28 protein-coding genes are annotated in these 26,245 nt (G+C 36.1%); 17 read left to right on the plus strand and 11 right to left on the minus strand.

Features of this window, described 5'->3' with window-relative positions:
• Positions 1-67 precede the first annotated feature (67 nt).
• The 4 genes from yajC to J2X31_RS07660 form a co-directional block, all read right to left on the minus strand.
• Entirely contained in the window at positions 68-355 is a 288-nt protein-coding gene (gene yajC, locus J2X31_RS07645; RefSeq protein ID WP_310025742.1) for a preprotein translocase subunit YajC, read from the minus strand.
• Positions 355-885, minus strand: coding sequence for a DUF1573 domain-containing protein (locus tag J2X31_RS07650; RefSeq protein ID WP_310025743.1), 531 nt, complete (start codon positions 883-885; stop codon positions 355-357). The genes yajC and J2X31_RS07650 overlap by 1 nt, the downstream gene beginning before the upstream one ends.
• 14 nt (positions 886-899) lie before the next feature.
• Positions 900-1,805 (minus strand): transcription antitermination factor NusB, encoded by a 906-nt coding sequence (gene nusB / locus J2X31_RS07655; protein WP_310025784.1) that lies wholly within the window; start codon positions 1,803-1,805, stop codon positions 900-902.
• 114 nt (positions 1,806-1,919) lie between these two features.
• The gene (locus J2X31_RS07660; RefSeq protein WP_310025744.1) at positions 1,920-3,026 is read right to left on the minus strand and encodes a Glu/Leu/Phe/Val family dehydrogenase; all 1,107 of its coding nucleotides are present in this window, start codon (positions 3,024-3,026) and stop codon (positions 1,920-1,922) included.
• Between the two features lie 201 nt (positions 3,027-3,227).
• On the opposite strand from J2X31_RS07660, the gene J2X31_RS07665 reads away from it, so the two are divergent.
• Entirely contained in the window at positions 3,228-4,991 is a 1,764-nt protein-coding gene (locus tag J2X31_RS07665; RefSeq protein ID WP_310025745.1) for an ABC transporter ATP-binding protein, read from the plus strand.
• Between the two features lie 74 nt (positions 4,992-5,065).
• Positions 5,066-5,452 carry a PUR family DNA/RNA-binding protein gene (locus J2X31_RS07670; RefSeq protein WP_310025747.1) on the plus strand — a complete coding sequence of 129 codons (387 nt, stop codon included), beginning with the start codon at positions 5,066-5,068 and terminating at the stop codon, positions 5,450-5,452.
• Positions 5,453-5,513: 61 nt separating this feature from the next.
• Here J2X31_RS07670 and J2X31_RS07675 read toward each other — a convergent pair whose 3' ends face one another.
• Positions 5,514-5,855 (minus strand): tRNA-binding protein, encoded by a 342-nt coding sequence (locus J2X31_RS07675; protein ID WP_310025750.1) that lies wholly within the window; start codon positions 5,853-5,855, stop codon positions 5,514-5,516.
• A gap of 153 nt (positions 5,856-6,008) precedes the next feature.
• Here J2X31_RS07675 and J2X31_RS07680 point away from each other — a divergent pair, with 153 nt between their 5' ends.
• The 3 genes from J2X31_RS07680 to J2X31_RS07690 are packed head-to-tail and all read left to right on the plus strand — an operon-like array spanning position 6,009 to position 9,276.
• Positions 6,009-6,563, plus strand: a complete 555-nt coding sequence (locus tag J2X31_RS07680; RefSeq protein WP_310025751.1) for a thioredoxin family protein — start codon at positions 6,009-6,011, stop codon at positions 6,561-6,563.
• A gap of 10 nt (positions 6,564-6,573) precedes the next feature.
• A complete protein-coding gene (locus J2X31_RS07685; RefSeq protein ID WP_310025752.1) occupies positions 6,574-7,989 on the plus strand; it encodes a glycogen synthase in 1,416 nt (471 codons plus the stop codon).
• Between the two features lie 12 nt (positions 7,990-8,001).
• Positions 8,002-9,276, plus strand: a complete 1,275-nt coding sequence (locus J2X31_RS07690) for a glucose-1-phosphate adenylyltransferase (protein WP_310025753.1) — start codon at positions 8,002-8,004, stop codon at positions 9,274-9,276.
• A gap of 1 nt (position 9,277) precedes the next feature.
• Here the strand turns inward: J2X31_RS07690 and J2X31_RS07695 are convergent, their stop codons facing one another.
• The 4 genes from J2X31_RS07695 to J2X31_RS07710 all read right to left on the minus strand — a co-directional run bounded on the left by J2X31_RS07695 (position 9,278) and on the right by J2X31_RS07710 (position 12,606).
• On the minus strand, positions 9,278-9,808 hold the full coding sequence (locus tag J2X31_RS07695) for a hypothetical protein (protein ID WP_310025755.1): 531 nt from the start codon (positions 9,806-9,808) through the stop codon (positions 9,278-9,280).
• A 99-nt stretch (positions 9,809-9,907) separates the two neighbouring features.
• Positions 9,908-10,279 carry a hypothetical protein gene (locus tag J2X31_RS07700; protein ID WP_310025756.1) on the minus strand — a complete coding sequence of 124 codons (372 nt, stop codon included), beginning with the start codon at positions 10,277-10,279 and terminating at the stop codon, positions 9,908-9,910.
• A 137-nt stretch (positions 10,280-10,416) separates the two neighbouring features.
• Positions 10,417-11,349 (minus strand): peptidylprolyl isomerase, encoded by a 933-nt coding sequence (locus J2X31_RS07705; RefSeq protein WP_310025758.1) that lies wholly within the window; start codon positions 11,347-11,349, stop codon positions 10,417-10,419.
• A gap of 108 nt (positions 11,350-11,457) precedes the next feature.
• Positions 11,458-12,606: a sterol desaturase family protein gene (locus J2X31_RS07710; protein WP_310025760.1), complete on the minus strand. Its 1,149-nt coding sequence runs from the start codon at positions 12,604-12,606 to the stop codon at positions 11,458-11,460.
• A gap of 146 nt (positions 12,607-12,752) precedes the next feature.
• Between J2X31_RS07710 and J2X31_RS07715 the strand changes: the two genes are divergently transcribed.
• The 4 genes from J2X31_RS07715 (at position 12,753) to rplS (ending at position 15,179) form a co-directional block, all read left to right on the plus strand.
• Complete coding sequence (locus J2X31_RS07715) at positions 12,753-13,469, plus strand: 3-ketoacyl-ACP reductase (protein WP_310025762.1); 717 nt, start codon at positions 12,753-12,755, stop codon at positions 13,467-13,469.
• Between the two features lie 38 nt (positions 13,470-13,507).
• Complete coding sequence (gene trmD / locus J2X31_RS07720; RefSeq protein ID WP_310025764.1) at positions 13,508-14,185, plus strand: tRNA (guanosine(37)-N1)-methyltransferase TrmD; 678 nt, start codon at positions 13,508-13,510, stop codon at positions 14,183-14,185.
• Between the two features lie 79 nt (positions 14,186-14,264).
• Positions 14,265-14,723 (plus strand): hypothetical protein, encoded by a 459-nt coding sequence (locus J2X31_RS07725; RefSeq protein ID WP_310025765.1) that lies wholly within the window; start codon positions 14,265-14,267, stop codon positions 14,721-14,723.
• A gap of 105 nt (positions 14,724-14,828) precedes the next feature.
• Positions 14,829-15,179 (plus strand): 50S ribosomal protein L19, encoded by a 351-nt coding sequence (gene rplS / locus J2X31_RS07730; protein ID WP_026705646.1) that lies wholly within the window; start codon positions 14,829-14,831, stop codon positions 15,177-15,179.
• A 31-nt stretch (positions 15,180-15,210) separates the two neighbouring features.
• Here the strand turns inward: rplS and J2X31_RS07735 are convergent, their stop codons facing one another.
• Positions 15,211-15,414, minus strand: a complete 204-nt coding sequence (locus J2X31_RS07735; protein WP_310025768.1) for a hypothetical protein — start codon at positions 15,412-15,414, stop codon at positions 15,211-15,213.
• A 267-nt stretch (positions 15,415-15,681) separates the two neighbouring features.
• On the opposite strand from J2X31_RS07735, the gene J2X31_RS07740 reads away from it, so the two are divergent.
• The 8 genes from J2X31_RS07740 (at position 15,682) to uvrB (ending at position 25,416) form a co-directional block, all read left to right on the plus strand.
• Complete coding sequence (locus J2X31_RS07740) at positions 15,682-17,904, plus strand: NADP-dependent isocitrate dehydrogenase (protein WP_310025770.1); 2,223 nt, start codon at positions 15,682-15,684, stop codon at positions 17,902-17,904.
• A 78-nt stretch (positions 17,905-17,982) separates the two neighbouring features.
• Positions 17,983-19,860, plus strand: a complete 1,878-nt coding sequence (locus tag J2X31_RS07745) for a T9SS type B sorting domain-containing protein (protein WP_310025771.1) — start codon at positions 17,983-17,985, stop codon at positions 19,858-19,860.
• A 564-nt stretch (positions 19,861-20,424) separates the two neighbouring features.
• Positions 20,425-21,093 carry a thiamine diphosphokinase gene (locus J2X31_RS07750; protein ID WP_310025773.1) on the plus strand — a complete coding sequence of 223 codons (669 nt, stop codon included), beginning with the start codon at positions 20,425-20,427 and terminating at the stop codon, positions 21,091-21,093.
• Positions 21,094-21,116: 23 nt separating this feature from the next.
• Positions 21,117-21,704, plus strand: a complete 588-nt coding sequence (gene nudK / locus J2X31_RS07755; RefSeq protein ID WP_310025775.1) for a GDP-mannose pyrophosphatase NudK — start codon at positions 21,117-21,119, stop codon at positions 21,702-21,704.
• Positions 21,705-21,879: 175 nt separating this feature from the next.
• A complete protein-coding gene (gene rlmF, locus J2X31_RS07760) occupies positions 21,880-22,824 on the plus strand; it encodes a 23S rRNA (adenine(1618)-N(6))-methyltransferase RlmF (protein ID WP_310025777.1) in 945 nt (314 codons plus the stop codon).
• Between the two features lie 59 nt (positions 22,825-22,883).
• A complete protein-coding gene (locus J2X31_RS07765; protein ID WP_310025778.1) occupies positions 22,884-23,117 on the plus strand; it encodes a hypothetical protein in 234 nt (77 codons plus the stop codon).
• Complete coding sequence (locus J2X31_RS07770) at positions 23,102-23,407, plus strand: type II toxin-antitoxin system RelE/ParE family toxin (protein WP_310025779.1); 306 nt, start codon at positions 23,102-23,104, stop codon at positions 23,405-23,407. Before J2X31_RS07765 ends, J2X31_RS07770 begins: the two co-directional genes overlap by 16 nt.
• A gap of 17 nt (positions 23,408-23,424) precedes the next feature.
• Entirely contained in the window at positions 23,425-25,416 is a 1,992-nt protein-coding gene (gene uvrB, locus J2X31_RS07775; RefSeq protein WP_310025780.1) for an excinuclease ABC subunit UvrB, read from the plus strand.
• Between the two features lie 62 nt (positions 25,417-25,478).
• On the opposite strand, the gene J2X31_RS07780 is transcribed toward uvrB, so the two are convergent.
• Complete coding sequence (locus tag J2X31_RS07780) at positions 25,479-26,102, minus strand: tyrosine-type recombinase/integrase (RefSeq protein WP_310025781.1); 624 nt, start codon at positions 26,100-26,102, stop codon at positions 25,479-25,481.
• Positions 26,103-26,245: the final 143 nt, after the last annotated feature.

Raw genomic sequence — 26,245 nt, forward strand, 5'->3', positions numbered from 1 at the left:
TCTTGATTTGATGCATAAAAAAACGCTCCGTGATTGGAGCGTTTTTCATTTTATAAGAATAAAAAAATTATTTCTTGATAATTGGCGAAGCATTTAATTTTGAACTCATTTCCATAGAAATTGCAGAACGTTCCATTTTTAATTTACCTGACATCGTTTCAATTACGATTGTAGTATCGGCCAATTCTGAAATTTTTCCGTGGATACCGCTTTTTGTAATAATCTTGTCCCCTACTTTTAGGCCAGTTTCAAAAGCTCTTTCTTTTTTAGCCCTATTTTGTTGAGGCTTTATCATTAAAAAGTAAAAAACTGCAATCATTGCCACATAAGGCAAAAAAGTCATATAATTTTCCATTATTTATTTCCTTGTTTTTGGATTATTTTTTTTCTTAATTCTTGTCTTTCAAGTTCCCTTTGCTTTAGTTGTTCTGGAGTGAGTGGTTTTTTGGGATCAACAACTTTATTTGGATCTGGAGTTACACTAGCTTTTATTGTCAATTGTTCTGCACCAGATTTAGTATTTGCAGTAAGAGTAACCGTTTTATTTTGCATCCCTTTTTTTCCAATTGAACTAAAGGAAACTCTAATTTTAGCTTTTTCACCCGGCTTCACTGGTTCTTTAGGATATTCTGGAACTGTGCATCCACAAGAACCTTTTGCATCCGTAATTAACAAATCTGCTTCACCCTTATTTGTGAATGTGAAAACGGTTTCCACTTTATCACCTTCATCTATTGTTCCGAAATCGTGTTCTGTTTTATCAAAACTCATCGTTGCAAATTTTCCATCTGAATTTCCTTCAGCAACCACACTTGTTTCTTTCTTACAAGATACTGTTACCAACAACAATGCAACAGCAACAATACTTAACGCTTTATTGATCATAATAATTATTAAGATTACATTAAACCTCTTCCTATTTTATTCAATTTATCATTTGCTTGGAATTCTTTAACCAGATTATCCAGGATTCCATTTATGAAAATACTGCTTTTTGGTGTAGAATATTCCTTGGCCAATTCTAAATATTCGTTCATAGTAACTTTCACTGGAATCGAAGGGAATTTCAAAAACTCACAAATTGCCATCTTTAAAATGATAGTATCCAATTCGGCAATCCTTTCCGTATCCCAGTTTGGAGTTTTATCCATATATTCCTTTGCGAAAGCTCCTTCATTCAAAACCGTTTTCCTAAACAAATCTTTCACAAAATCCTTGTCATCTGCATCTTTGTAAAGCTTTGGAATCTTGATCTCGCTATTTTCCTTGATTGCTTTCAATTGCTTGATGATTTCAGTATTCACCAACGGAATATCATCAATCCAAGTCAGTTTATTGTCTTCAAGATATTCATAAAGCTTTTCATTTGGGACTATGATTTCAGTAAAAATATCCAGAACAAATTGTTTGTCTTCTTCAAAATTATTGAGACGATTGGTCATATACTTTTCATAGAAATCGCTTTTTTTGATTTCCTGAAGCAAAATCTGGATGTATTCATCGGCCAATTCCCAATTGTTAATCTTTCTATTCTCTAAAGCAATGCTCAAAGAGTTGCTTTCTGATAATAATTCAATTACTTGATTGTTGATGAATTTTTTGTTGGGGTTGCGTTCTTCTGGAGTTACCAAATGTTTCTTACTTGATTTATCTAAAAAAACTTCTTCTGTTTTCTTGATTTCAATCAAAGACGAAAGCATAATCAAATATAAATCCTGGATATTTTCGACACTGTAGAATAAAAATTTTTCTTCTTTTTCAAGATTGTCTGATTTGCTTTGATGCATGGCATAAATAGTTTGCATCACTTTAACACGAATATGTCTTCTGTTTAACACGGGTAAGAACTTTTATAAAATTAACAAAGCGAAAGAAATTCTTTCGCTTTGCAAAAATAGTAATAATATTGAAAATGCTCCTTATTTAGTTGCGTTTTCTTTTTTTCTAGTATCGATTCTGTTTTGTGCAATTCTCATGGCAGCTTCTTGAGTAGTGATACCGTTTTGTTCTGCAAAAGCAAAAATCTCTAAAGTTGTGTTGTAGATGTTCTCCGTTCTTCTCATTGCTTCAGCACTGTCATAACCCACAATTTCAGCATAAACATTGATGATTCCACCCGCATTGATCAAGAAATCTGGAGCATAAAGAATGTCTTTTCCTTTCAAGATCTGACCGTGGATTGCATCGTTTGCCAATTGATTATTTGCCGCACCAGCAATAACCCTGGCTTTCAATTTATTAATGGTTTCATCATTGATTGTAGCTCCAAGTGCACAAGGTGAGTAAATATCAACATCAGCACTGTAAATATCAGCTCCAGTAAAAATTGAAGCGCCATATTTTTGGCTAACTTCTTCCAGTCTACCTTGATTGATGTCGGTAATCTGGACTTGAGCCCCTTCTTTAGTTAAGAAATCAACCAACGTTTCTCCAACGTGACCAATACCTTGAACCAAAATCTTTTTTCCTTCTAATATCTCACTGCCAAATTGGTATTTTGCAGCTGCTTTCATTCCCATATAAACACCGTAAGCGGTTACAGGAGAAGGATTTCCAGAACCACCTTTTTCTACAGAAACACCAGTAACAAACTTTGTTACTTCTCTGATATTGTCCATATCTTCGGTTGTAGTTCCTACATCTTCAGCAGTGATATATTTTCCGCTTAGAGAGTTTACATATTCTCCAAACTTGCGAATCATTTCAGGTGTTTTATCAATTTTTGAATCACCAATGATAACGGCTTTACCTCCTCCAAGATTCAAACCTGTAATTGCTGATTTATAAGTCATTCCACGAGACAGTCTCAAAACGTCGTTCAAAGCCTCCCATTCATTTGCATATTTCCACATCCTTGTTCCTCCCAAAGCTGGTCCTAAAACTGTGTTATGAATACCAATTATTGCTTTTAAACCAGTATCTTTGTCGTTGCAAAAAACAATTTGTTCGTGGTTATCAAATGATACTTGTCCAAAAACTGGATCAATTTTGTGAAGTTCTTTTGGGGTTAATACTTCTGTTATCATAGTACTTAATTTATTAAATGAATTATGACTTTATCAAAAAGACAGTACAAATTTACAGTTTTAATCAAAACATTGCAATAGATTTGGTTTTTTTTAGCAATACCCTAATAAATTTGTTCTTTATACCTTAAAACCAAAAATGTACTTTATTGGCATTTTTAACTAATTAAATTTAATAATATATTAGATTGTCACAATATAATGAAAGAATTACAATATTTAAATAAATATTTCGTCAAATACAAATACCGTTTTTTGTTCGGAATAATTACTACCATCATCGCGCAAATTTTCATGTTGTTCACGCCGAAATTAATCAGTAAATCGCTTAACGCTATTGAAGATTATATGAAAAGCACTCAGGTTGTGGATACTAGTTTTGTAAAGACGGAATTACTTCACAATATCCTATTTATCATCGCCACAACCATAATTGCAGGAATCTTGACTTTCCTGATGCGACAAACCTTGATTGTAATGTCACGTCACGTAGAATTCGACTTGAAGAATGAAGTTTTCCGGCAGTATGAAAATCTTTCACAGAATTTTTATAAGCAAAACAGAACGGGAGATTTGATGAACCGAATTAGCGAAGATGTCGGAAAAGTCAGAATGTATGTTGGTCCAGCTGTAATGTATTCCATAAATACTTTCATCCGTTTTGCAATTGTGATAGTATATATGTATAACGTTTCGCCAACTTTAACGCTTTATACCCTACTTCCACTACCTTTTCTGTCTTATACTATTTTTAAGTTAAGTACCGAAATCAACAAGCGAAGTACAGCCTTTCAGCAAAATTTATCCAAATTATCCACCTTTTCGCAGGAAGTTTTTTCTGGAATAAGAGTGATAAAAGCATATTCTTTAGAAAATCAATACCAAAACAATATGATTGATTTATCTGAAGAAAGCAAACAAAAAAGCATGAATCTTGCAATAGTGAACTCTTTTTTTGGTCCTTTGATGATTGCTTTGATTGGTGTAAGCAACCTAGTTGTGATCTATTTCGGAGGAATGATGTACATCAATGGAAGCATTGCTAGCATTGGAATCATTGCTGAATTTATTTTATATGTAAACATGCTAACCTGGCCTGTTGCTTCTTTAGGATGGGTTTCATCGATGGTTCAGGAGGCCGAAGCTTCACAGAAGAGAATCAACGAATTTTTGAAAATTCAACCGGATATCAAGAATAATTCAAAGGAACATTCTGTTATTCAAGGTGCAATTGCTTTCAATAATGTGAGTTTTACTTATGAAGACACTAATATTCAAGCATTAAAAGACATTTCTTTCACTATTAATAAAGGAGAGACTTTGGCAATTCTTGGAAAAACAGGTTCTGGAAAATCGAGTATTTTGTCCTTAATTAGTAGATTATACGACGTAACCGACGGAAGTATCACTATCGACGGAAAAGAAATCAGCCAACAGCATCTTTTTGATTTGAGGGACAGCATCGGAGTTGTACCTCAGGATGCCTTTTTATTTTCTGATTCAATAAAAAACAACATCAAGTTCGGAAAAGAAGATGCAACCGAAGAAGAAGTGATCGAAGCGGCAAAGATGGCAGTTGTTCACAACAATATAATCAATTTCAATATGCAATACGAAACCATTTTGGGCGAACGAGGCATCACACTTTCGGGCGGACAAAAACAGCGTGTTTCTATTGCAAGAGCCATAATAAAAGATCCGGCAATTCTCTTGCTTGACGATTCACTTTCAGCAGTTGATACGGAAACCGAAGAAGCAATTCTTAATAATCTGCTTGAATTTTGCAAAAACAAAACCACGATTATCGTTACACACAGGGTTTCTTCGGCCAAAAATGCCGACAAGATTATCATTTTAGATGATGGAAAAATCATACAACAAGGTTCTCATAATCAACTCGTAAACCAAGAAGGATATTACAAAGAGTTATATATTAAACAACTTTCTGAAAAAGAAATGATATAAAATGTTGGTCAATTAACTTTTTTTTCTGATTTTTGAGTTCTACAAAACACAACCCAAATATAGATAGAAGGATTATGAGAGAAAATGATATGTTAGAAAAAGAAGAAATTTTTTCTAAAGTTTTAAGAGCAGGAAGAAGAACTTATTTCTTCGATGTTAGAGCTACAAAGGCCGATGATTATTATATCACGATTACCGAAAGCAAAAAATTTACTGAAGAAGATGGTTCATTCCACTTCAAGAAGCACAAGATTTACTTGTATAAAGAAGATTTTACCGCTTTCGCAGAAATTCTAGACGAAATGACCTCTTATGTTTTGAACCACAAAGGCGAGGAAGTAATTTCTGAAAGGCACCAAAAAGATTTCAAAAGAGAATATTTCAACGATAAAGCAGAACTTGAGACAGTTGCTGAACCAAAAGTAAACAGCTTTACCGATATAGATTTTGATGATATTTAATTGTTGATAATCATAAAATTTAAAAGTCTGAAAGTCGAAAGATTTTCAGACTTTTGAGTTTTTATCCAATCCTCAACCCATTCGCTACCTGAAAATCAGGACTCAACAAAACAACATCGCCTTCTTCGCCAACAGCTCCCAAAACCAAGCATTCGCTCATGAATTTTCCGATTTGTTTTTTAGGAAAATTTACAACCGCAACTATCTGTCGGTTAAGCAAATGTTCTTTGTTATATAATTTTGTGATTTGAGCCGAAGATTTCCTAATTCCTACCCTGTCTCCAAAGTCAATTGTCAGTTGAAAAGCAGGTTTTCTAGCTTCAGGAAAATCGTTAACTGCTGTAATTGTGCCAACTAGAATTTCCACTTTCTCAAAATCCGACCAAGATATTTCTGAATGCATATTTTATTCATTAATTTATTATTAATATTAAATATTCGGAATTCAAATTTCTAATTTTTTTTATTATATTTAGCTTTTAAAACTATAAATTTCACATACCATATCTGAAAGTTATACAAACAAACTTCGATAAATGAAAAAGAACCATAAATAATGGCAAGAACACCTTCAAATATGCTACCATTACAAACTTTAGCTCCTTCTTTCAGGTTAAGAGATACAAATTCAAACTACCATTATTCTTTTGATGAACTGAAAGGTATGAAGGGAACGCTTGTAATGTTTATATGCAATCATTGCCCTTTTGTGCACCATGTTTTGGAAGAGGTTTTGATGATTGCAAATGACTATCGGGTTCAAGGTTTGGGAATAATTGCGATTTCGAGTAACGATGCTGAAAAATATCCAGAAGATGGTCCAGAAATGATGCGGGAATTCGCTTTTCAGAACAAAATGGACTTTCCTTATTTATATGACGAAAGTCAAGATGTTGCCAAAGCTTTTGATGCAGCCTGCACACCTGATTTTTATCTATTTGATGCACAAGATAAATTGTTTTATAGAGGCCAATTGGATGATTCACGACCAGGAAACGGAATTCCTTTAAGCGGAAGCGATTTGAGAAATGCTATTGATGCTGTAATCTACAACAGAAGTATCGCCGAACCACAGAAGCCGAGTTTAGGCTGTAATATCAAATGGAAATAATTTTTTTAAGATGGAAATATATCATATAAGTGCCGAATGTTATCCAGTTGCAAAGGTTGGTGGTCTAGCCGATGTTGTTGGTGCCTTGCCAAAATACCAGAATAATTTAGGTCACAACGCTAAAGTTGTGGTTCCTGGTTATGACAATAAATTTACGAATGAAAACGAATTTGATACCATCCATCAAGGAAAATTAAAACTCGGCTGGTTTCATTTCAATTATACGGTTTTTAGGGAAAAGACAAATAAATTGGGTTTTGAATTGTATCTGATTGCCATTCCAGAATTGTTTGACCGACCAAATGTGTATTCCTATGACGATGACACCGAACGTTTTACCGCTTTCCAGATTGCGTTTTTAAATTGGCTGACCGAAACCAATCAGAATCCAGACATCTTGCATTGCCACGATCATCATACAGGAATGATTCCTTTTATGGTGCAAAACGCCTTTAATTATCATCATCTAAAAGCAACTCCTACAGTACTGACAATTCATAACGGACAATATCAGGGTTGGTTTGGGTTGGATAAATTGCATTATTTGCCCGAATTCCATCAATCTAAATTAGGTTTTCTAGAATGGAACGGCATCATCAATCCTTTGGCTTCGGCTATAAAATGTGCTTGGAAAGTGACTACCGTTTCACCAAGTTATTTGGATGAAATTAGCAATAATGCCAATGGCTTGGAAACACTTCTTCGCTATGAAAGACCAAAATCCATCGGAATTTTAAACGGAATTGATACCGAGGTTTGGAATCCGAAAACAGATGAAATGCTGGTTTCCAATTTCAACTTGAAAAATTTCAAAACTGGGAAAAACAAGAACAAGGAATTTATTTGTGAGCAATTTAATTTGGACATCAACAAGCCTCTATTCACTTTCATCGGAAGATTGGTTGGCGAAAAAGGCGCCGATTTGTTGCCCGAAATTTGCAGTACCGCATTAAGCAGAAATCCAAGAGAAATCAATATCTTGATGTTAGGTTCTGGAGATAAACAATTGGAAAACAGCCTCGACGGATTGAAATATTTTTATCCTGGAAATTATAATGCTTACATAGGTTATAATGAAAAATTGGCCCACATTATTTATGCTGGAGCCGATTATTTACTAATGCCTTCGCGTGTTGAGCCTTGCGGTTTGAACCAAATGTATGCCATGCGATACGGTACGATTCCGATTGTTAGAAGAACCGGCGGATTAAAAGACACCGTTTGGGATATTGGCGATGGCGGTTTTGGAATTTGCCACGACAATACCAGCGTTTACGATGTAAATCATTCCATAACCAGAGGAATTGATTTATTTAATGATAGAGAAAAATTTGATTCTGTTAGAAAAACCATCCTTCAGATTGATCATTCTTGGGATAAAGTGGCAGAAGAATATATTACTGTTTACCAATCACTAAAAAACTAAAAACAAAAAGCTATGAACAACAACATTTTAGCCATTATTTTGGGAGGTGGTCAAGGCTCCCGATTAGCACCATTAACTGAAAGCCGTTCAAAACCAGCAGTTCCAATTGCAGGAAAATATCGATTGGTAGATATTCCGATTTCAAATTGTATCAATTCGGATATTAAAAGGATGTTTGTATTGACACAGTTTAATTCGGCATCTTTGAATCAGCACATTAAAAACACCTATCATTTCAGTCATTTTAGTACTGCTTTTGTTGATATATTAGCTGCGGAACAAACTCCAGAAAACCCAACTTGGTTTCAAGGAACTGCAGATGCTGTTCGCCAATGTATGCAACATTTTATGAACCATGAATTTGATTATGCCTTGATTTTATCCGGAGATCAATTGTATCAGATGGATTTTAATAAAATGATAAAGGCACATACCGAAAGCGGTGCAAACATCACAATCGCAACTTTACCAGTTACTGCAAAAGAAGCTCCTGAATTTGGAATTTTAAAAACCAATGATGAAAGCCTGATTACATCATTTATTGAAAAACCAGCTAAAGAATTATTGCCCGATTGGACCTCTGAAGTGAGTCCAGAAATGGCAAATGAAGGGAAACATTATTTGGCTTCGATGGGTATCTACATCTTCAACCGTGATTTGTTGGTGAATTTAATGTCGAATCCAGATACAAAAGATTTTGGAAAGGAAATCATTCCGCAAGCCATAGGAAATCAAAAAATATTGAGCTATCAGTATGAAGGATATTGGACGGATATTGGAAACATCGATTCGTTCTTCGAGGCAAATTTAGGTTTGACCGATGATATTCCGAAGTTTAATTTGTTTGATAATTCAAGTAAGATTTATACCAGAGCTCGTGTTTTGCCACCTTCAAAAATTACGGGTGAAACAATTTTCGATCGTTCTGTAGTTGCTGAAGGATGCATCATTAATTCAACCAAAATTGAACATTCGGTTATTGGAATCCGTTCGAGAATTGACGAAGGTTCTGTGATTAAAAATTCCTATTTGATGGGTAATGATTACTATCAGAATTTAGAAGAAATCAGTCATAACCATCAGGAACACATCACAAATATTGGAATTGGAAAACGTTGCTACATCAACAATACGATTGTTGACAAAAATTGCCGAATTGGAAACGATGTTCACTTAAACGGTGGCAAGCACTTGGAAGATTCCAATACAGATTGGTACACTATAAAGGAAGGAATTATCGTAATCAAGAAAGGTGTTGTAATTCCAGACGGATTTAGAATCGAATAGATTATTTTTTCTTCAACACCACATTTACCGGTTTATTAGCACGAGGTCCAAATTGTTGAGCCTTTTGTTGTGCTTGGGTAGTACATAAAATATACATATTGAAAGCATAAAGCTGAATGATTTCGGTTTCATATTGAGGTTTTACAGAAACATCTTCAATCTTAACCCTCATATTATCAGCTGGAAAATCATTTGTAACAGACAATAAATAGGTCGCCTTTGAAAAAGGAAAAAACCATCTTGCTTTTTGATTTTCTGGAGTGTTTTCTATCTTTTTTCCGTCGCTATCAATTTTATAATTTTCAGAAAATTTCATGACCTGATCCTTTTTATTCCAGCTGTATTTGTTGTTTGTATTGATGATATCATTACCCAAACTGTCAACAAGTGTCACTTTTAGATTCGGAATATTTTCTGATTTCCCATCTTCGTGGATATGAAGTACGATGTAGGATGAAAAATCATAACCACAATGTTGTTGGGCTTTCGCAGAAAAAGTAAAGAGGAGTGTAAAAATCAGAAGATAACGCATAAAAAGACTTATTTGATTGCAAAATTACAATTTATAAAGTGTTCATTTCAAAAATTGTTCCAATAAAAAAGCACTCTTTCAATCGGAGTGCTTATTATTTTAATTGATTTGATTTGCTAAATAATTAAAAATTGCCAACGTTTCTGCATCAGTAATTCTTGCTTTCTTTTGCATTTTTTTCATAATCGGAACCCAATCTTCTTTAGAGAATTCTTCGGCATTGTAGAGTTGATGGCAGTTTGCACAATTGTTCTTATATAAACTTGCTCCATCATAAGTTGATGCCAATTTAATAGTTTCTGGATTTTCTGCAACCGGAGATAACACTGCGATTGGTTTTTCTTCTACAACGGTTACAACTTCGGTTAATTCTTCTTTTACAGGAATTTCCTTTTCGGTTGTTGCCTTTTTGGTTTTGCAGGACGATATAAAAATCGTCGCTAAAGCAATGATAAAAATTTTTGATTTCATTTTTGGTTTTTTGATTACTGCCGTAAATGTAAAAAATCCCAACGATAAACTATCATTGGGATTATTATTTTAGATTTTAGAGTTCAGATTTTAGATTTAAAATGCTTAAGCTAGAATCTATAACTAAATAAACTCTATTATTTCACGTCCATCAATTCAACATCGAAAATCAAGGTAGCGTTTGGAGGGATAACACCACCAGCACCACGAGAACCGTATCCTAAATGAGATGGAATCACGAAACGGGCTTTATCTCCAACTTGCAACAAAGCAATTCCTTCATCCCAACCTTCGATAACATTACCTCTTCCTAAAGGGAATTCAATTGGTTTTTTTCTTGTGTAAGAAGAATCAAAAACTTTTCCATTTTCCAATTGACCTGAATAATGAACTGAAACAGTCTTACCGTTTTCTGCCTTTTTACCATTTCCTTTTTGGATCATTTTATAACGCAAACCGCTTTCCGTTTTATCAAAACCTGCAGCTAATTCTTCCATTTTTGCTTCGGCAGCTTCTCTTTCTGCAGCTTCACGTTTTGCACGAGAACCTTCAAAAGTTCTGAAAGCTTCAACAGCATTCCATTTTTCAGCTTCAGCTCCAACTCTCACGATTTCAATACTTTCTAGAGTATCACCTTGAGCAACTGTATCCACAACATCTTGTCCTTCCACAACGTGACCGAAAACTGTATGCTTGTTATCCAACCAATCCGTTGGAATATGCGTGATGTAAAATTGAGAACCGTTTGTTCCAGGTCCGGAATTTGCCATAGCCAAAACACCTGGTCGGTTGTGTTTTAAAGTTGGGTGAAATTCGTCATCAAATTTATAACCCGGATCTCCAGTTCCTGTTCCAAGAGGACAACCTCCTTGAATCATAAAATCTGGAATTACACGGTGAAAATTCAATCCGTTATAATAAGGTGTTCCTTGTGGTTTTGCTTTATTTTCGAGGTTTCCTTCGGCCAAAGCGACAAAGTTACCTACTGTTCCTGGAGTTAAATCGTGTGTAAGTTTCACTAAAATCGACCCTTTTGGAGTATTGAATTTAGCATATATTCCGTTTTCCATTGTTTGTTTTTTAAAATTGAAGTGCAAATTTACGAATTAATTTTTTACTGATTCAGCCTTTAGCTTTTTAGATTTTGATTAACAAATTACACAGATTGCAACAATTTCTCATCTCTTGGAATATTCTTCCATTTCTAAATCTTTATCAAAAGGACTTTTTGTAAAAGGATAAATGGCTTGCTTTACATATCCTTTAGGGAAATTTGTTTCTAACAAACCTGTATCTTCCGGCCATTCATCTTTGGGCAAATAATAAGTGCCGAACATTTTATCTATAAAAGGAAAGATTGTGGCAAAGTTTTTTCCGTAATGCTTTGGATTTTTACAATGATGCCAGTGATGGTATTGTGGTGTTGCAAAAATATATTTCAAGAACCCGAAATTAATTCTCGTATTAGCATGAATCAATACGGCGTGAATGGCCATAAAAATCACATATACATTAAAAGTAATAGTAGAGAATCCAAAAACATAAAGAGGGACAAACGCCATTGAACGCGTGACAAAAATATCTACGAAGTGTGTTCGTGAACCTGCAAGCCAATCCATGTTTTCTGTTGAATGATGGATAGAATGAAAACGCCACAAGAAATGATGGGTATGGAAAAAACGATGTGTCCAATATTGGAAGAAGTCAGTAATAAAAAAGGCAAAAAGTAATTCAATTATAAAAGGCAAACTCTGTACGGATTCATGCAACCCAGAAAGCCCCATCCAACCAAAGAATAATTTAGCAGGTTGTTGTGTGATGATTCCGAAAAACTGAACCAACAAATGGCTTATGCAGAAATAAACCAAATCCGTTCGCCACTCTTCATGAAAAGTACTCTGGCTTTTTCGCTTTGGAAACACCATTTCGATTGGAACAAATATAACAGCCATTAAAAATAAATCGAGCAGTAACCAATCTAGTCCTAAATGCCAACCTGTTTTGTCAACAGCTCGCGGATCTACGTCAAAACCTCCAATTATAATAGTTGCAGCACTTAAAATCACACCAATTAACGGCCATTTTTTCTTTCTGCTGAATATAAAACTTAAAACAGCAAAAAACATTGCTGCAATGATACAAGCTGTCAACAAGATTTTCATCGATTCGCCGGTATATATTTCTCTAAACTCTGGCGTTGTCAACCATTCCGGATATTTAAAACAAATTACACCTAACAAAGTAGATATTCCTAGAAATACCGAAATATAACCGCTTATAATTCCTTCTCCAAATCTTAAATTTTCTTTTACTTCTATTTTTTTCATGGCATTTTTTTAGCCGACTAATATATAAAAATTTAGCAATCATATTGCTAAATTTTTATGACGCATGTAAATTCATAAATTTCACATAAACTCAAACGCTAAAACAACCGATAAGCTTAAATTTGCATTTCAAAATCAAACACAAAATGGAAAATTTAAAAGGTAAAAAAGCAATCATAACAGGTGGCGGAAAAGGTTTGGGAAAAGCAACAGCAATCGCTTTCGCAAAAGAAGGAATTGACGTTGCCATCACAGGTAGAAACGAGCAAAACTTAATCGATACGGTTTCGGAATTAAAAGCTCTTGGCGTGAATGCCATCTACGAAAAGTTTGATGTATCTAATCATCAAGAAGTTAAAACTGCTATTAAAAATATCATAAACACATTCGGAACCGTTGATATTTTGGTAAACAATGCCGGAATTGCCTCTTTCGGAACTTTCTTGGAAATGAGTCCGGAGAAATGGAACGACATCATGCAAACCAACGTGATGGGAATGTATTATGTAACAAAAGAAGTTTTACCTTTCTTGATCGAGAAAAACCAAGGCGATATCATCAACGTTTCGTCAACGGCCGGACTTACAGGAAACGCTGGAACTTCTGCCTATTCGGCTTCAAAATTTGCTGTAATCGGATTGTCTGAAGCCTTGATGAAAGAAGTTCGAAAAAATAATATCCGTGTTTGCACCTTGACACCAAGTACCATCGCTTCGGATATGTCATTGGAATTAGGCATCACAGATGGCAATGTAGAAAAAGTGCTACAACCGGAAGATTTCGCTGAATTAATTGTCGCCAGTTTACAATTACCAAGAAGAGCCATGCTGAAATCGGCTTCTTTATGGTCAACAAATCCATAAGAAATAACTTTGTACCTTTGCCACTTTCAAAACAAATTATGAGAATCGACATCATTACCATCCTACCCGAATTATTACGAAGTCCGTTTGAGGCTTCCATCATGAAACGCGCCATCGACAAAGGTTTGGTGGAAGTTCATTTTCATAATTTGCGTGATTACACGACCAACAAGCAAAAAAGTGTCGACGATTATCAATTTGGTGGAGGAGCCGGAATGGTCATGATGGTGCAACCTATCGATGATTGCATCACAAAATTGAAAAGCGAAAGAACCTACGACGAGATTATCTATATGACACCAGATGGAGAAACGCTAAACCAAAAAATGGCCAACACCATGTCGATGTATGAAAACATCATCATCTTGTGTGGACATTATAAAGGTGTAGACCAACGCGTTCGCGACCATTTCATTACCAAGGAAATCTCTATTGGCGATTATGTTTTGAGTGGTGGCGAATTGGGAGCTTTGGTTTTATCTGATGCTTTGATTCGTTTGATTCCAGGAGTTTTGAGCGATGAAACTTCGGCTTTGACCGATAGTTTTCAAGATAATTTGCTTTCGGGACCAATTTACACACGTCCAGCAGAATACAAAGGTTGGAAAGTTCCAGAGGTTCTAACGAGCGGACATTTTGCCAAAATCGACAAATGGCGAGAAGATATGGCGTATGAACATACTAAAAACAGACGTCCAGACTTGTTGCAAGAATAGTTTCGCATCCATAATAAATTATTTTTTTTTGTAATATATTTTTACTTTTCTTTGTAAGAACCTTAAAAACCCTATAATTATGAAAAAAATTTATTTTTTATTTGCATTAGCCTTTTTTGCAATTGTTTCTTCTTGTGGACCATCAAAAAGCAAAATGACTGTTGCCAATAAACAAATTCCATCTGACTTCAGTTCGTACGAAGGAACCCTTTTAATTATAAGCCAATACAAAGCATGGGATAAATATGCCAAAAGTGCATTTGAAAGCAATTATAAAGGCAAATTTCTATTGATTAAAAAAAATGAATTGAAAAATTATACTGATACAAATGAATTCAGATACATTTTAAGCCCAAATTTTGGTACTGCTCTAAATACAGCACCAGGTTCAAGAACTGGAAGCACACACGTTTCTTCAGAAAGATTAGTATTGGCCGATAGAAAAACTGACAAAGAATATAAAACAGCAACTACAGCAATGTATGCAAAATTGCTAAAAAGATATGCAGAAGCACTTGAAATAGAACGCTCAAAATAAATTTTGAAAATTAAAAACAAAGTACTACTTTTGCACCCTCATTGGATCAACCTCTGGCGAAAACCGTGAATGTTGATTTGATTTAAACCATAAATTAGAAATAAAATGGCAGATTTAATGAAATTCGTTCAAGACGAATTCGTAACAAGAAAAGATTTCCCTGTATTCGGAGCTGGAGATACCATCACAGTTTACTACGAAATTAAAGAGGGTGAAAAAACTAGAACACAGTTTTTCAAAGGAGTTGTAATCCAAAGAAGAGGTTCTGGAAACACAGAAACTTTCACAATCCGTAAAATGTCTGGAGCAGTTGGTGTAGAGCGTATCTTCCCAGTTAACTTGCCAGCTTTGCAGAAAGTTGAAATCAACAAAAAAGGTGCAGTTCGTAGAGCTAGAATTTTCTACTTCAGAGAACTTACTGGTAAAAAAGCAAAAATTAAAGACAAAAGAAGATAATCAATTGTCTCTTTCTTATAAAAATCCCGATTCATTGAGTCGGGATTTTTTTTTGTCTTATAATTTCAGGAGCGAATCGTTCGGGCTTTTTCAGAATCCATGTTCCTGCTGGATGCACTATCTTTTGTTCCGAACCCCGAAACAAAAGGATAGTTGCAACCATCAGGGCTAAAAAGCCAATCTTTTTCCACACGCTTGGATAAAAAGATTGGCTTTTTAGCCCTGATGGAGCCATTGTTTGAGCTCTTGAGCCTGCCTCAAAAGCAGGCTCAAAGCGAGTGGCTCCAGCAGGAACATGGATTTATTCTCTGCCCTACAAATTCGCTCCAAAAAAATCAAATGTCACAGTAAATTACGCTCTAAATTGCTGATTTGTCATTTATTAAACCATAAATTGTCATATTCGCAAATCAATCGTTTTCGTGAGAGTTGAATTCTGAATTTCGCACTCGTTTTATTATATTTGTAGCCCTTACAAAATAGCAAACAAACTTTTTATACAATGTCAAATAAAGCAAAGATTTTTTACACCATCACGGACGAAGCTCCAATGTTAGCCACTCATTCTTTCCTTCCTATTGTTCAATCTTTCACAGCTCCTGCGGGAATTGCTGTGGAAACCAGAGACATTTCGTTGGCTGGAAGAGTTATCGCTAACTTCCCAGAATTTTTGAATGAAGACCAAAGAATCAAAAACGACTTATTAGAACTTGGCGAATTGGCAACAACTCCCGAGGCGAATATCATCAAATTGCCAAATATTTCTGCATCTGTACCTCAATTGAAAGAGGTAATCAAGGAATTGCAGAAATTGGGTTACAACCTACCTGAATTGCCAGAAAACCCGCAAACGGACGAAGAAAAAGCAATCAAGGCAAAATATGCAAAGGTTTTAGGATCGGCTGTAAATCCGGTTTTACGTGAAGGAAACTCAGACAGAAGAGCTCCAAAAGCGGTGAAAAACTATGCTAGAAAACATCCACACTCTATGGGAGCTTGGAGTTCAGATTCTAAGACACACGTGGCTTCTATGAGTGAAGGCGATTTCTACGCAAGCGAAAAATCGGTAACGGTTAAAGATGCTGATACTTTCAAAATCGAATTCGTTGGAAACGACGGAACTACAAAATTATTAAAAGATAATGCACCTCTGAAAGCGGGAGAAATAATTGACAGTGCGGTTTTGAGCGTGAAGGCATTGAAATCTTTTATTGCAAAAGAAATTGAAGATGCAAAAGCACGAGGTGTTTTGTTTTCAGTTCACTTGAAAGCAACGATGATGAAGGTTTCTGACCCGATTATCTTTGGTGCAATCGTGGACGTTTTCTTTGCTCCTGTTTTTGAAAAATATGCAACGCTTTTCGCAGAGTTGGGTGTAAATACTAAAAACGGTTTTGGCGATGTATATGCAAAAATTGCAGGACACGAAAAACAAGCAGAAATTGAAGCTGCCATCAATGATGTTTATGCAAATGCACCTGCTTTGGCGATGGTAAACTCTGATAAAGGAATTACGAATCTTCATGTTCCATCGGATGTAATTGTAGATGCTTCAATGCCAGCTATGATCCGTACTTCTGGACAAATGTGGAACAAGGACGGAAAAGGCCAGGATACAAAAGCAATTATTCCAGACCGTTCGTATGCCGGAGTTTATGTAGCAACAATTGATTTCTGCAAAAAACACGGTGCTTTCGACCCAAAAACAATGGGAAGTGTTCCAAACGTTGGTTTGATGGCTCAAGCTGCTGAAGAATATGGTTCTCACGATAAAACCTTCCAGATGGAAGCTGATGGAACTGTAAAAGTAATCAACTCAAAAGGTGAAGTCCTTACAGAACAAAAAGTAGAAAAAGGCGATATTTTCAGAATGTGTCAAGTGAAAGACGCTCCAATTCAGGACTGGGTAAAACTGGCCGTGAACAGAGCACGATTATCAGACACTCCTGCCGTTTTCTGGTTGGATGAGAATAGAGCCCACGACAGACAATTGATCGAGAAGGTAAACCTTTACTTGAAGGATCACGACACAACTGGTTTGGATATCAGAATCTTAAATCCTGTTGATGCTACGGATTTTTCTTTGGAAAGAATAAAAGATGGAAAAGACACAATTTCTGTAACAGGAAATGTTTTGCGTGATTACTTGACCGACCTCTTCCCTATTTTAGAATTAGGAACTTCTGCAAAAATGCTTTCAATTGTTCCGCTAATGAACGGTGGTGGATTGTTCGAAACTGGAGCTGGTGGTTCTGCACCAAAACACGTGGAGCAGTTCATAGAAGAAGGTTATTTACGTTGGGACTCTCTTGGAGAATTCTTGGCATTGGGTGTTTCTTTGGAGCATTTGGGTCAATCTCTAAACAATTCTAAAGCTTTAGTTTTATCTGAAACTTTAGATCAAGCGACAGAAAAATTCTTGGAAACCGACAAATCTCCTGCTAGAAAAGTAGGTCAGATTGACAACAGAGGTTCTCACTTCTACATCGCTTTATATTGGGCTCAAGCTTTGGCAACTCAAGATAAAGATGCTGAATTGAAAGCTATCTTCAGTCCAATAGCAAAAGAATTGACAGAGAACGAAGCAAAAATCAATGAAGAATTAATCGGTTCTCAAGGAAAACACCAAGAGATTGGAGGTTACTACAAACCAGATTTTAAATTGACGGATAAGGCAATGCGACCAAGTGAAACATTGAATAATGCTTTGGCTAAATTACTGTAATCCAGTAGTTAAAAACAAATATAAAAAAAAGACGACTTTTAAAGTCGTTTTTTTACTATATGGCTGTTATATAATTATATGAGAAAAATCTTGAAAGAAATAGTTGCTTTTTTATTTTTATTATTGACCACAAATCTAACCTATGGTCAACTGGGCTTTTGCTTAGGAAGTAAGGGATTGCCAATTTTCAACGAAGATTTTGGCAGTGGAACAACTTTTGGACCTCAATTACCAGCGGGAACAACCTCCTATAATTATGTTTCGGGAACCCCAAATGATGGTGATTATACAATATCCTCACAAATAAATCTCAATAATTCCTGGCATAATTCCCAAGACCATACTCCTGGGGATACTAACGGGAAATCACTAATTGTAAATGCAAGTTTCACTTCTGGAGAGTTTTACAAGAGAACTGTAACTGGTCTTTGCGTCAATACAACTTTTGAGTTTACGGCTTGGTTGATGAATATCTACAACTCTGCTTCAGTTGGTGCTTGTCCGGGAACAGGAATTCCAATTAATGTTACCTTTGAAATTTGGGATGCAACCGAAACCACACTACTCGAATCAGGAAGTACAGGTGACATTAACGGAACCCCTACTCCAATTTGGGAACAATTTGGTCTGACTTTTACAACCTTGGCAGGGCAAACTTCTGTTGTTTTGATCATGAAAAACAATGGTGCTGGAGGTTGCGGAAACGACTTGGCAATTGATGATATTATGTTCCGCTCTTGTGGCGATTTTACGATAATTGCAACTGGTCCGGATAATGACACTTCTTTTAGAGCGTGTCAGGACCAATTGCCAACCAACATTAGTTTAAATGTATTTTCCGAAGGAACAAATTTAAATGTATATCAATGGCAGGAAAGTGACGACAATACTATTTGGACGGACATCATTGGCGAAACAACCGACAGTTATGTCCCTACCATAACGGCTACTAAATTTTTCCGAGTAAAAGTAGCCGAAGATATTGCCAATCTCGCCAATCCGTTTTGCTTTACTGTTTCCGAAGTTTTTACAGTTACTGTTATTCCAAAACCTATAGCACCCCCAAGCAATGGAAATGCTAATATTTGTGAAGGACAACCCATTCCAGCCTTGTCGGTAACCCCAGCCACTGGAGAACAAGTAAATTGGTTTGATGCTCCATCAGCCGGAAACTTGTTGCAAGCAAACAGCACCACTTTTACACCAACTCTTGAAGGAACTTATTATGCCGAAGCATTTGTACCAAATGCAACTTGTGTGAGTGACACCAGAACTGCTGTTAGTTTCAGCGTCCGAGAAAGCCCAATTGTAACTGATGGATCAGCTACATTTTGCCAAGGAACTTTTGTAAACATCAGTGCCGAAATAGATAATGTGGATTACCTTTGGAGCACTGGAGAAACCACCAAAACCATCCGTGTGACTTCTGCCGGAACATACACCGTCACTGTTACAAATGATGTCGGATGTTCAAATGTTCGAACAGTAACCGTAAGTGAAATACTCGTTCCTGTTATTGATCAAATCATTATCGACCATAGAACCGTAACCATAACAACCACAATAACTGGCGATTATGAATATGCACTTGATGGATTGGATTACCAAGATTCCAATGTTTTCAACAACGTCATCGGGGGTGTCCGAACCGCTTTTGTAAGAAACAGATGTGGAAGAGACATAGAAGATTTCGACTTAATCATACTTCCAAAATTCTTTACCCCAAATGGAGATGGCTACAATGATACCTTCCAAATCGAAGGGAATTCAATGCTTCCAAAAGTAAAAATCGCAATTTTCGACCGTCAAGGTGCCTTGATAATTTATCTTGACGAAAGAAATTCAAGTTGGGACGGAACCTTTAATGGCAACTTGCTTCCCGCAACCGATTATTGGTATAAAGCTAACTTTACTAACGGAAGCGAAATGAAAGGACATTTTTCATTGATTCGATAATTATTTTTTGAAGCTGTTCCGGCTGTCCATTACAAAAAAATCCTGCAATGAAAAGTTTTGTAAATCCCGCAAGGAGCTTCCGTTGGTCGCTCTTGCAGGATAACAAAACTAATTTCATTGCAGGATTTTGTTTTCCATTGCCATCCGGGCTATGCTCTTGATACCGCATAATTGTGTCGCCCTTTCAGGGCTAAACTAAAACTCATCTATACAATTCATAGGGTTTCACCCTATGCTAAAATAGGTCGCCCCTTCAGGGCTGAACTAAAACTCAATCTATATATTTCATAGGGTTTTACCCTATGCTAAAATGTTTTGCCCTTTCAGGGCGAAACTAAAACTCATCTATAAAATTTATAGGATTTCACCCTATGTTAAAATAGGTCGCCCTTTCAGGGCTAAACCAACTCTCAATTTATGTTTCATAGTGTTTTCAAACTATTCTAAAATTAGAATGCCACGTTGAGTTTCTACAATAAAATCAAAACCGCTCAATAAAAAACTTTACATATCTTTACAAGCGAATCTGAAATCTAAAATCAGAACTCTAAAATCAAAAATCAAATGTCTTCACACCATATAGTTCGCGACGACCAAGAACCAGCCTTAATTATTGCCAATGGAGCTTCCTGCAGTTCAGAATTATTAGGCCAATTATTGGAGTGGTCGCCATTGGTAATCGTTCTTGATTCCGCTATTGAAAGAGTGATGCAACTCGACATAAAAGTAGACGTACTTTTAGGCGATTTCGACAGAGGTTTTGACACCAAAAAATACGAAGAATTGCAATATCCAATAGAAATTGTCTATACACCCGACCAAAACAAAACCGACCTCGAAAAAGCATTTGATTATCTGATCGAAAGAAAAATTCCTGCCGTAAATGTAGTTTGGGCAACCGGAAGACGAGCCGACCATACCATTACCAATCTAACCAACATTGTCCGTTTTAAAGACTTAATCAAGATTGTAATCCTCGACGATTATTCAAAAATCTTTCAATTGCCACAACATTTCCAGAAATGGTACACCGCCAACACCAATATTTCACTGATTCCAGTTGGAGTTGTTTCAGGAATATATTCAGAGAATCTGGTCTATCCCTTAAAAGATGATACCTTGACAATTGGTTATCGAACAGGAAGTAGCAACGCTGTCGCAAATGATGGAATCGTAACCATCAGCCACGAAAAAGGCGATTTGTTGATGATGGAATGCATCGATATCTTTTAAATTTAAAAAACATAAACCCAAAAATGAGCAATCCTAAAATCGAAATAAAAAACACCGAAATACTATCAAAAAATTGGGCAAAACTTTCAAAAGTGACCTTCAATTATGAAACTCCCGACGGAAAAATACAAGTTCATAAAAGAGAAGTCTATGACAGGGGAAATGGAGCAGTCATTTTTTTATACAACAAAAAGACAAAAAATATCATCCTTATCAAGCAGTTTCGATTACCTACTTATCTAAATGAAAATCCAACCGGTTTTTTGATTGAAGCTTGTGCTGGTGTTCTTGAAGAAGACAATCCCGAAGATTGCATCAGACGAGAAACCGAGGAAGAAACAGGCTATGAAATCAAGGATGTAAAGAAAATTTTTGAAGCCTATATGTCGCCTGGAGCCTTGACCGAAATCATCCACTTCTTCATCGGAGAATATTCAAGTGAAATGAAAACCAGCGAAGGTGGCGGATTGGATGAGGAGCAAGAAAATATTGAAGTTTTGGAACTACCTTTCGAAAAGGCTTTCGACATGATTGCAACAGGAGAAATTATTGATGCTAAAACCATAATGTTGCTTCAATATGCCAAAATAAACAACCTTTTAGATTCTTAAATCAAGTCCAACAGACGAAAAGAATTAAACACGGGTTGCACAAATTATCACCAATTAGGAGTTTAGAAGAAGTATATTTCGTGTAAATTCGAGACCCGAGAACATAGTTCGAATTGACGAAGTAAATTCGTGTAGGAAGTAAGGAAAGTGTATCTTTGTCCTGAAAATGAGCACGATGAAACCAACGATTACACCCGAAAAAACAGCATTACATCCAAGAAACCCACACCGTTTTAGATATGATTTTGCCCAACTGATACAGGCTTCTCCTGCATTACAACCATTTGTATTCATAAATGAATTCAACATTGAAAGCGTAGATTTTAGCAATCCTGAAGCCGTAAAAGCTTTAAACAATGCTATTTTGATAAGCGAATACGACATTCAAAATTGGGATATCCCTAAAAATTACCTCTGTCCTCCTATTCCCGGCCGAGCCGACTATATCCATTATCTAGCTGATTTATTGGCTGAATATAACAACGAAATCATACCACAAGGCGACACCGTTTTTGGACTCGATATTGGTGTTGGAGCAAATTGTATCTATCCGATAATTGGGCATTCGGCTTATGGTTGGAGCTTTGTTGCAACCGATATTGATGAAAAAGCCATAGATAACTGCGTAAAAATCATCGACGAAAATCCTAAACTTCAAGATGCGATTAGTTTACAACAGCAAATGAACAGCCGGTATATTTTCAAGGATATCATTCAACCCGAAGATAAGTTTGCCTTCACGCTTTGCAATCCACCTTTTCATGGTTCGGAAGAAGAAGCGAATAAGGGAACCATCCGAAAAATCAATAATTTAGAGAACACCAAAACCAGCAAACCCGTTTTGAATTTTGGTGGTCAGAATGCCGAATTATGGTGCGAAGGTGGCGAACTTGCCTTTATTACCCAGATGATTTATGAAAGTGCAAAATACCCGATGCAGGTTTTATGGTTCACAACTTTGGTGGCGAAAAAATCGCATCTGAATAGTGTTTACAGGACTTTAGCAAAAGTAAATGTAGCCTCAATCAAAACGATTGAAATGGCTCAAGGCCAAAAAACGAGTCGTATTGTCGCTTGGACTTTTCAAACCGAAACACAATTGAAAAGCTGGAAGTTTTAAGGTTTTATAAACGCTATCCATAATTCTTTTTTTGTATTTTTGATTAAACATCTTTTATTATGAATACCATCGAACTTAAAAAGATATTAATTTCTAAAATTTCTGAAATAGATGACAATTCTTTTTTAGAAGCTTTGAATACTATTTTAGACCATAAAACTTCTGAAGCTGAAAAAAATGAATATAAACAATATAATTTTGACCTCTTAAAAGCAGAAGAAGATATTGAGAATGGAAGAACCTATTCTCACGAAGAAGTCAAAGAAAAAGTTGCTTTATGGAAAAAGAGATAGTTTGGACAGAAACTGCTCAAGAACAACTACAAGACATCTATTTTTATATATTGGAAGAATCAAAAAGCTTCTCAATCGCCGATAAAGTGATTGATAAAATTATTGATTCGGTTACCATTTTAAACAGCAGATGGGAAATATATGAGATGGACGAAATGAGATTGCCAAATTCCCCCAATTATAGAGCTTTTGAAATCTATTCTTATCGAATATCGTATAAAGTAACTGACACGTCTATTTTTATAATTCGAATTCGACACACCAGTAGAAACCCAAAAAGTTTCTTTTAATTTTTATAATACCCCAAATGAAATTCCAAATAGTATCCGATTACCAACCCAAAGGCGACCAACCACAAGCAATTGAAAAATTAGCTCAAGGATTAGTCGATGGCGAAAAATTCCAAACGTTACTTGGTGTTACAGGTTCTGGAAAAACGTTTACAGTTGCCAATGTGATTGAGCAAGTGCAACGTCCAACTTTGGTTTTGGCACATAATAAAACACTTGCCGCTCAATTGTATTCAGAGTTCAAGCAATTTTTTCCAGACAATGCCGTGGAATATTTTGTTTCCTACTATGATTATTACCAGCCGGAAGCGTTTATGCCAGTTACGGGAGTCTTTATTGAGAAGGATTTATCTATCAATGAAGAACTAGAAAAAATGCGATTGAGTACTACTTCTTCCCTACTTTCAGGGCGTCGGGATGTGTTGGTTGTGGCTTCAGTTTCGTGCTTGTATGGTATTGGGAATCCTGTTGAGTTTCAAAAGAATGTGATTTCCATACAAAGGGATCAAATTATATCAAGAACAAAATTACTGCATCAGTTGGTGCAAAGTTTATATGCAAGAACGGAAGCCGATTTTACTCCTGGAACGTTCCGCATCAAGGGCGACACGGTGGAAGTTTTTCCAAGTTATGGCGACGAACCCTTCAGGATTCATTTCTTTGGAGATGAAATTGAGGAGATTGAAGCCTTTGATGCCAAGACTTCTTTGGTTTTAGAAAAATACAGCAAATTGAACATCTATCCTGCCAATATGTTTGTGACTTCGCCTGAAGTTTTGCAAGGTGCGATTTGGGAAATACAGCAGGATTTGGTAAAACAAGTGGATTATTTCAAGGAGATTGGGAAACATCTTGAGGCAAAACGTTTGGAAGAACGGACCAATTTCGACCTTGAAATGATTAGAGAATTGGGCTATTGTTCCGGTATTGAAAACTATTCCCGCTACCTTGACGGAAGACTTCCAGGAACGCGACCTTTCTGTTTGTTGGATTATTTCCCAAAGGATTATTTGATGGTTGTTGATGAAAGCCACGTGACGCTTTCGCAGGTTCATGCCATGTTTGGTGGCGACCGTTCCCGAAAGGAAAATTTGGTGGAATATGGCTTTAGATTGCCAGCTGCTATGGACAACCGTCCGTTGCGGTTTGAGGAATTTGAAGGGATGCAGAATCAGGTAATTTATGTTTCGGCGACTCCGGCTGATTATGAATTACAGAAAACTGATGGGGTTTATGTGGAGCAAATCATCCGCCCGACGGGACTTATTGACCCTGTTATTGAAATACGTCCGAGCTTGAACCAGATTGACGATTTGATTGAAGAAATACAACTTCGTGCTGAAATAGACGAACGTGTTTTGGTGACCACCCTTACCAAAAGAATGGCGGAGGAATTGGCTAAATATTTGACAAAAGTAGGCGTTCGCTGTAGATACATTCATTCGGAAGTGGATACTTTGGAACGAATTGAAATCATGCAGGATTTGCGAAAAGGTATTTTTGATGTACTGATTGGTGTGAATTTACTTCGCGAAGGATTGGATTTACCGGAAGTTTCGCTCGTTGCAATTTTGGATGCCGACAAAGAAGGTTTTTTGAGAAGTGCTCGTTCGCTTACGCAAACAATTGGTAGAGCTGCAAGAAATTTGAACGGTAAAGCCATCATGTATGCCGACAAGATTACCGACAGCATGCAGAAAACGATTGACGAAACAAATTACCGACGAACCAAGCAAATCAACTACAATACCGAGCATAATATTACGCCACAAGCCTTGAACAAGAAGATTGAAAGTGCCTTTACGAAGAATCCGTTAGTTGATTATGAATTGGGGAACACGGCTTCACAAATGGCAGCCGAACCTGATACTACCTATATGGCAAAAGGGGATATTGAGAAGATGATTCGAGAGAAACGCAAATCAATGGAAAAGGCGGCCAAGGAATTGGATTTTATTCATGCCGCGAAATTGCGTGACGAGATTAAGAAATTGCAGGAAAAAATATAAATTATTTTCTTTAATTACCCGTTGGATGACATTACATTTTAGAAAAGCACGAAGCAATAGTTCTATAAGCAATCCAAAGGACTAACAATTTTTCTTTTAGTAATATCCGTCAGATGGGTATAAATCATAGTGGTTTTGATGGATTTATGCCCCAAAAGCTCTTGAACAAATCGCACATCTGTACCTTGTTCAATAAGATGCGTTGCAAAACTATGACGCAAAGTATGCACCGAAGCATTTTTTTTAATTTGAGCCTTAAGCAATGCATTTTTAAGAATTTGCTGTACCGAACGAACGGCATACTGACCACCTGCTTGACCTTCAAAAAGAAATTCTTTAGGCTTATACTCTGCAAAATATTTTCGTAATACAATCAACAGTTTTTGCGAAAGCATTACGGTTCTATCAATTTTACCTTTAGATTGCTTAATAGAAATTAACATGGTTGAAGAATTGATATCAATAATTTTTAGCCCCACCACTTCAGAAACCCGTAGCCCAGCACCATAACACGTACTGAGAATGGCTTGATGCTTTAAATTATCAGTGCTCTCTAAAATTTTTTTTACCTCCATCTGGTCTAGTACAACTGGAATTTTAAATTGATTACCCTGTGGGTACAAATAATTAAAATCTACTTTTTGTTGTAAAATGCCAGTATAATAGAATTTAATGGCTGCTACCAATTGCTTTTGATAAGAAATTGAAATACCAAATGTTGTTACTTGCTCATTAACCTGAACTCGATTAATAAAAGACCGCTAATTGGTTAGTTTTAATTGTTTCGTATTTTAAAGAAGGTTTTTTCGGCAGAAAATTATAAGCAATT

The organism is Flavobacterium arsenatis (assembly GCF_031456785.1).
GTDB classification, from domain to species: Bacteria; Bacteroidota; Bacteroidia; order Flavobacteriales; family Flavobacteriaceae; genus Flavobacterium; species Flavobacterium arsenatis.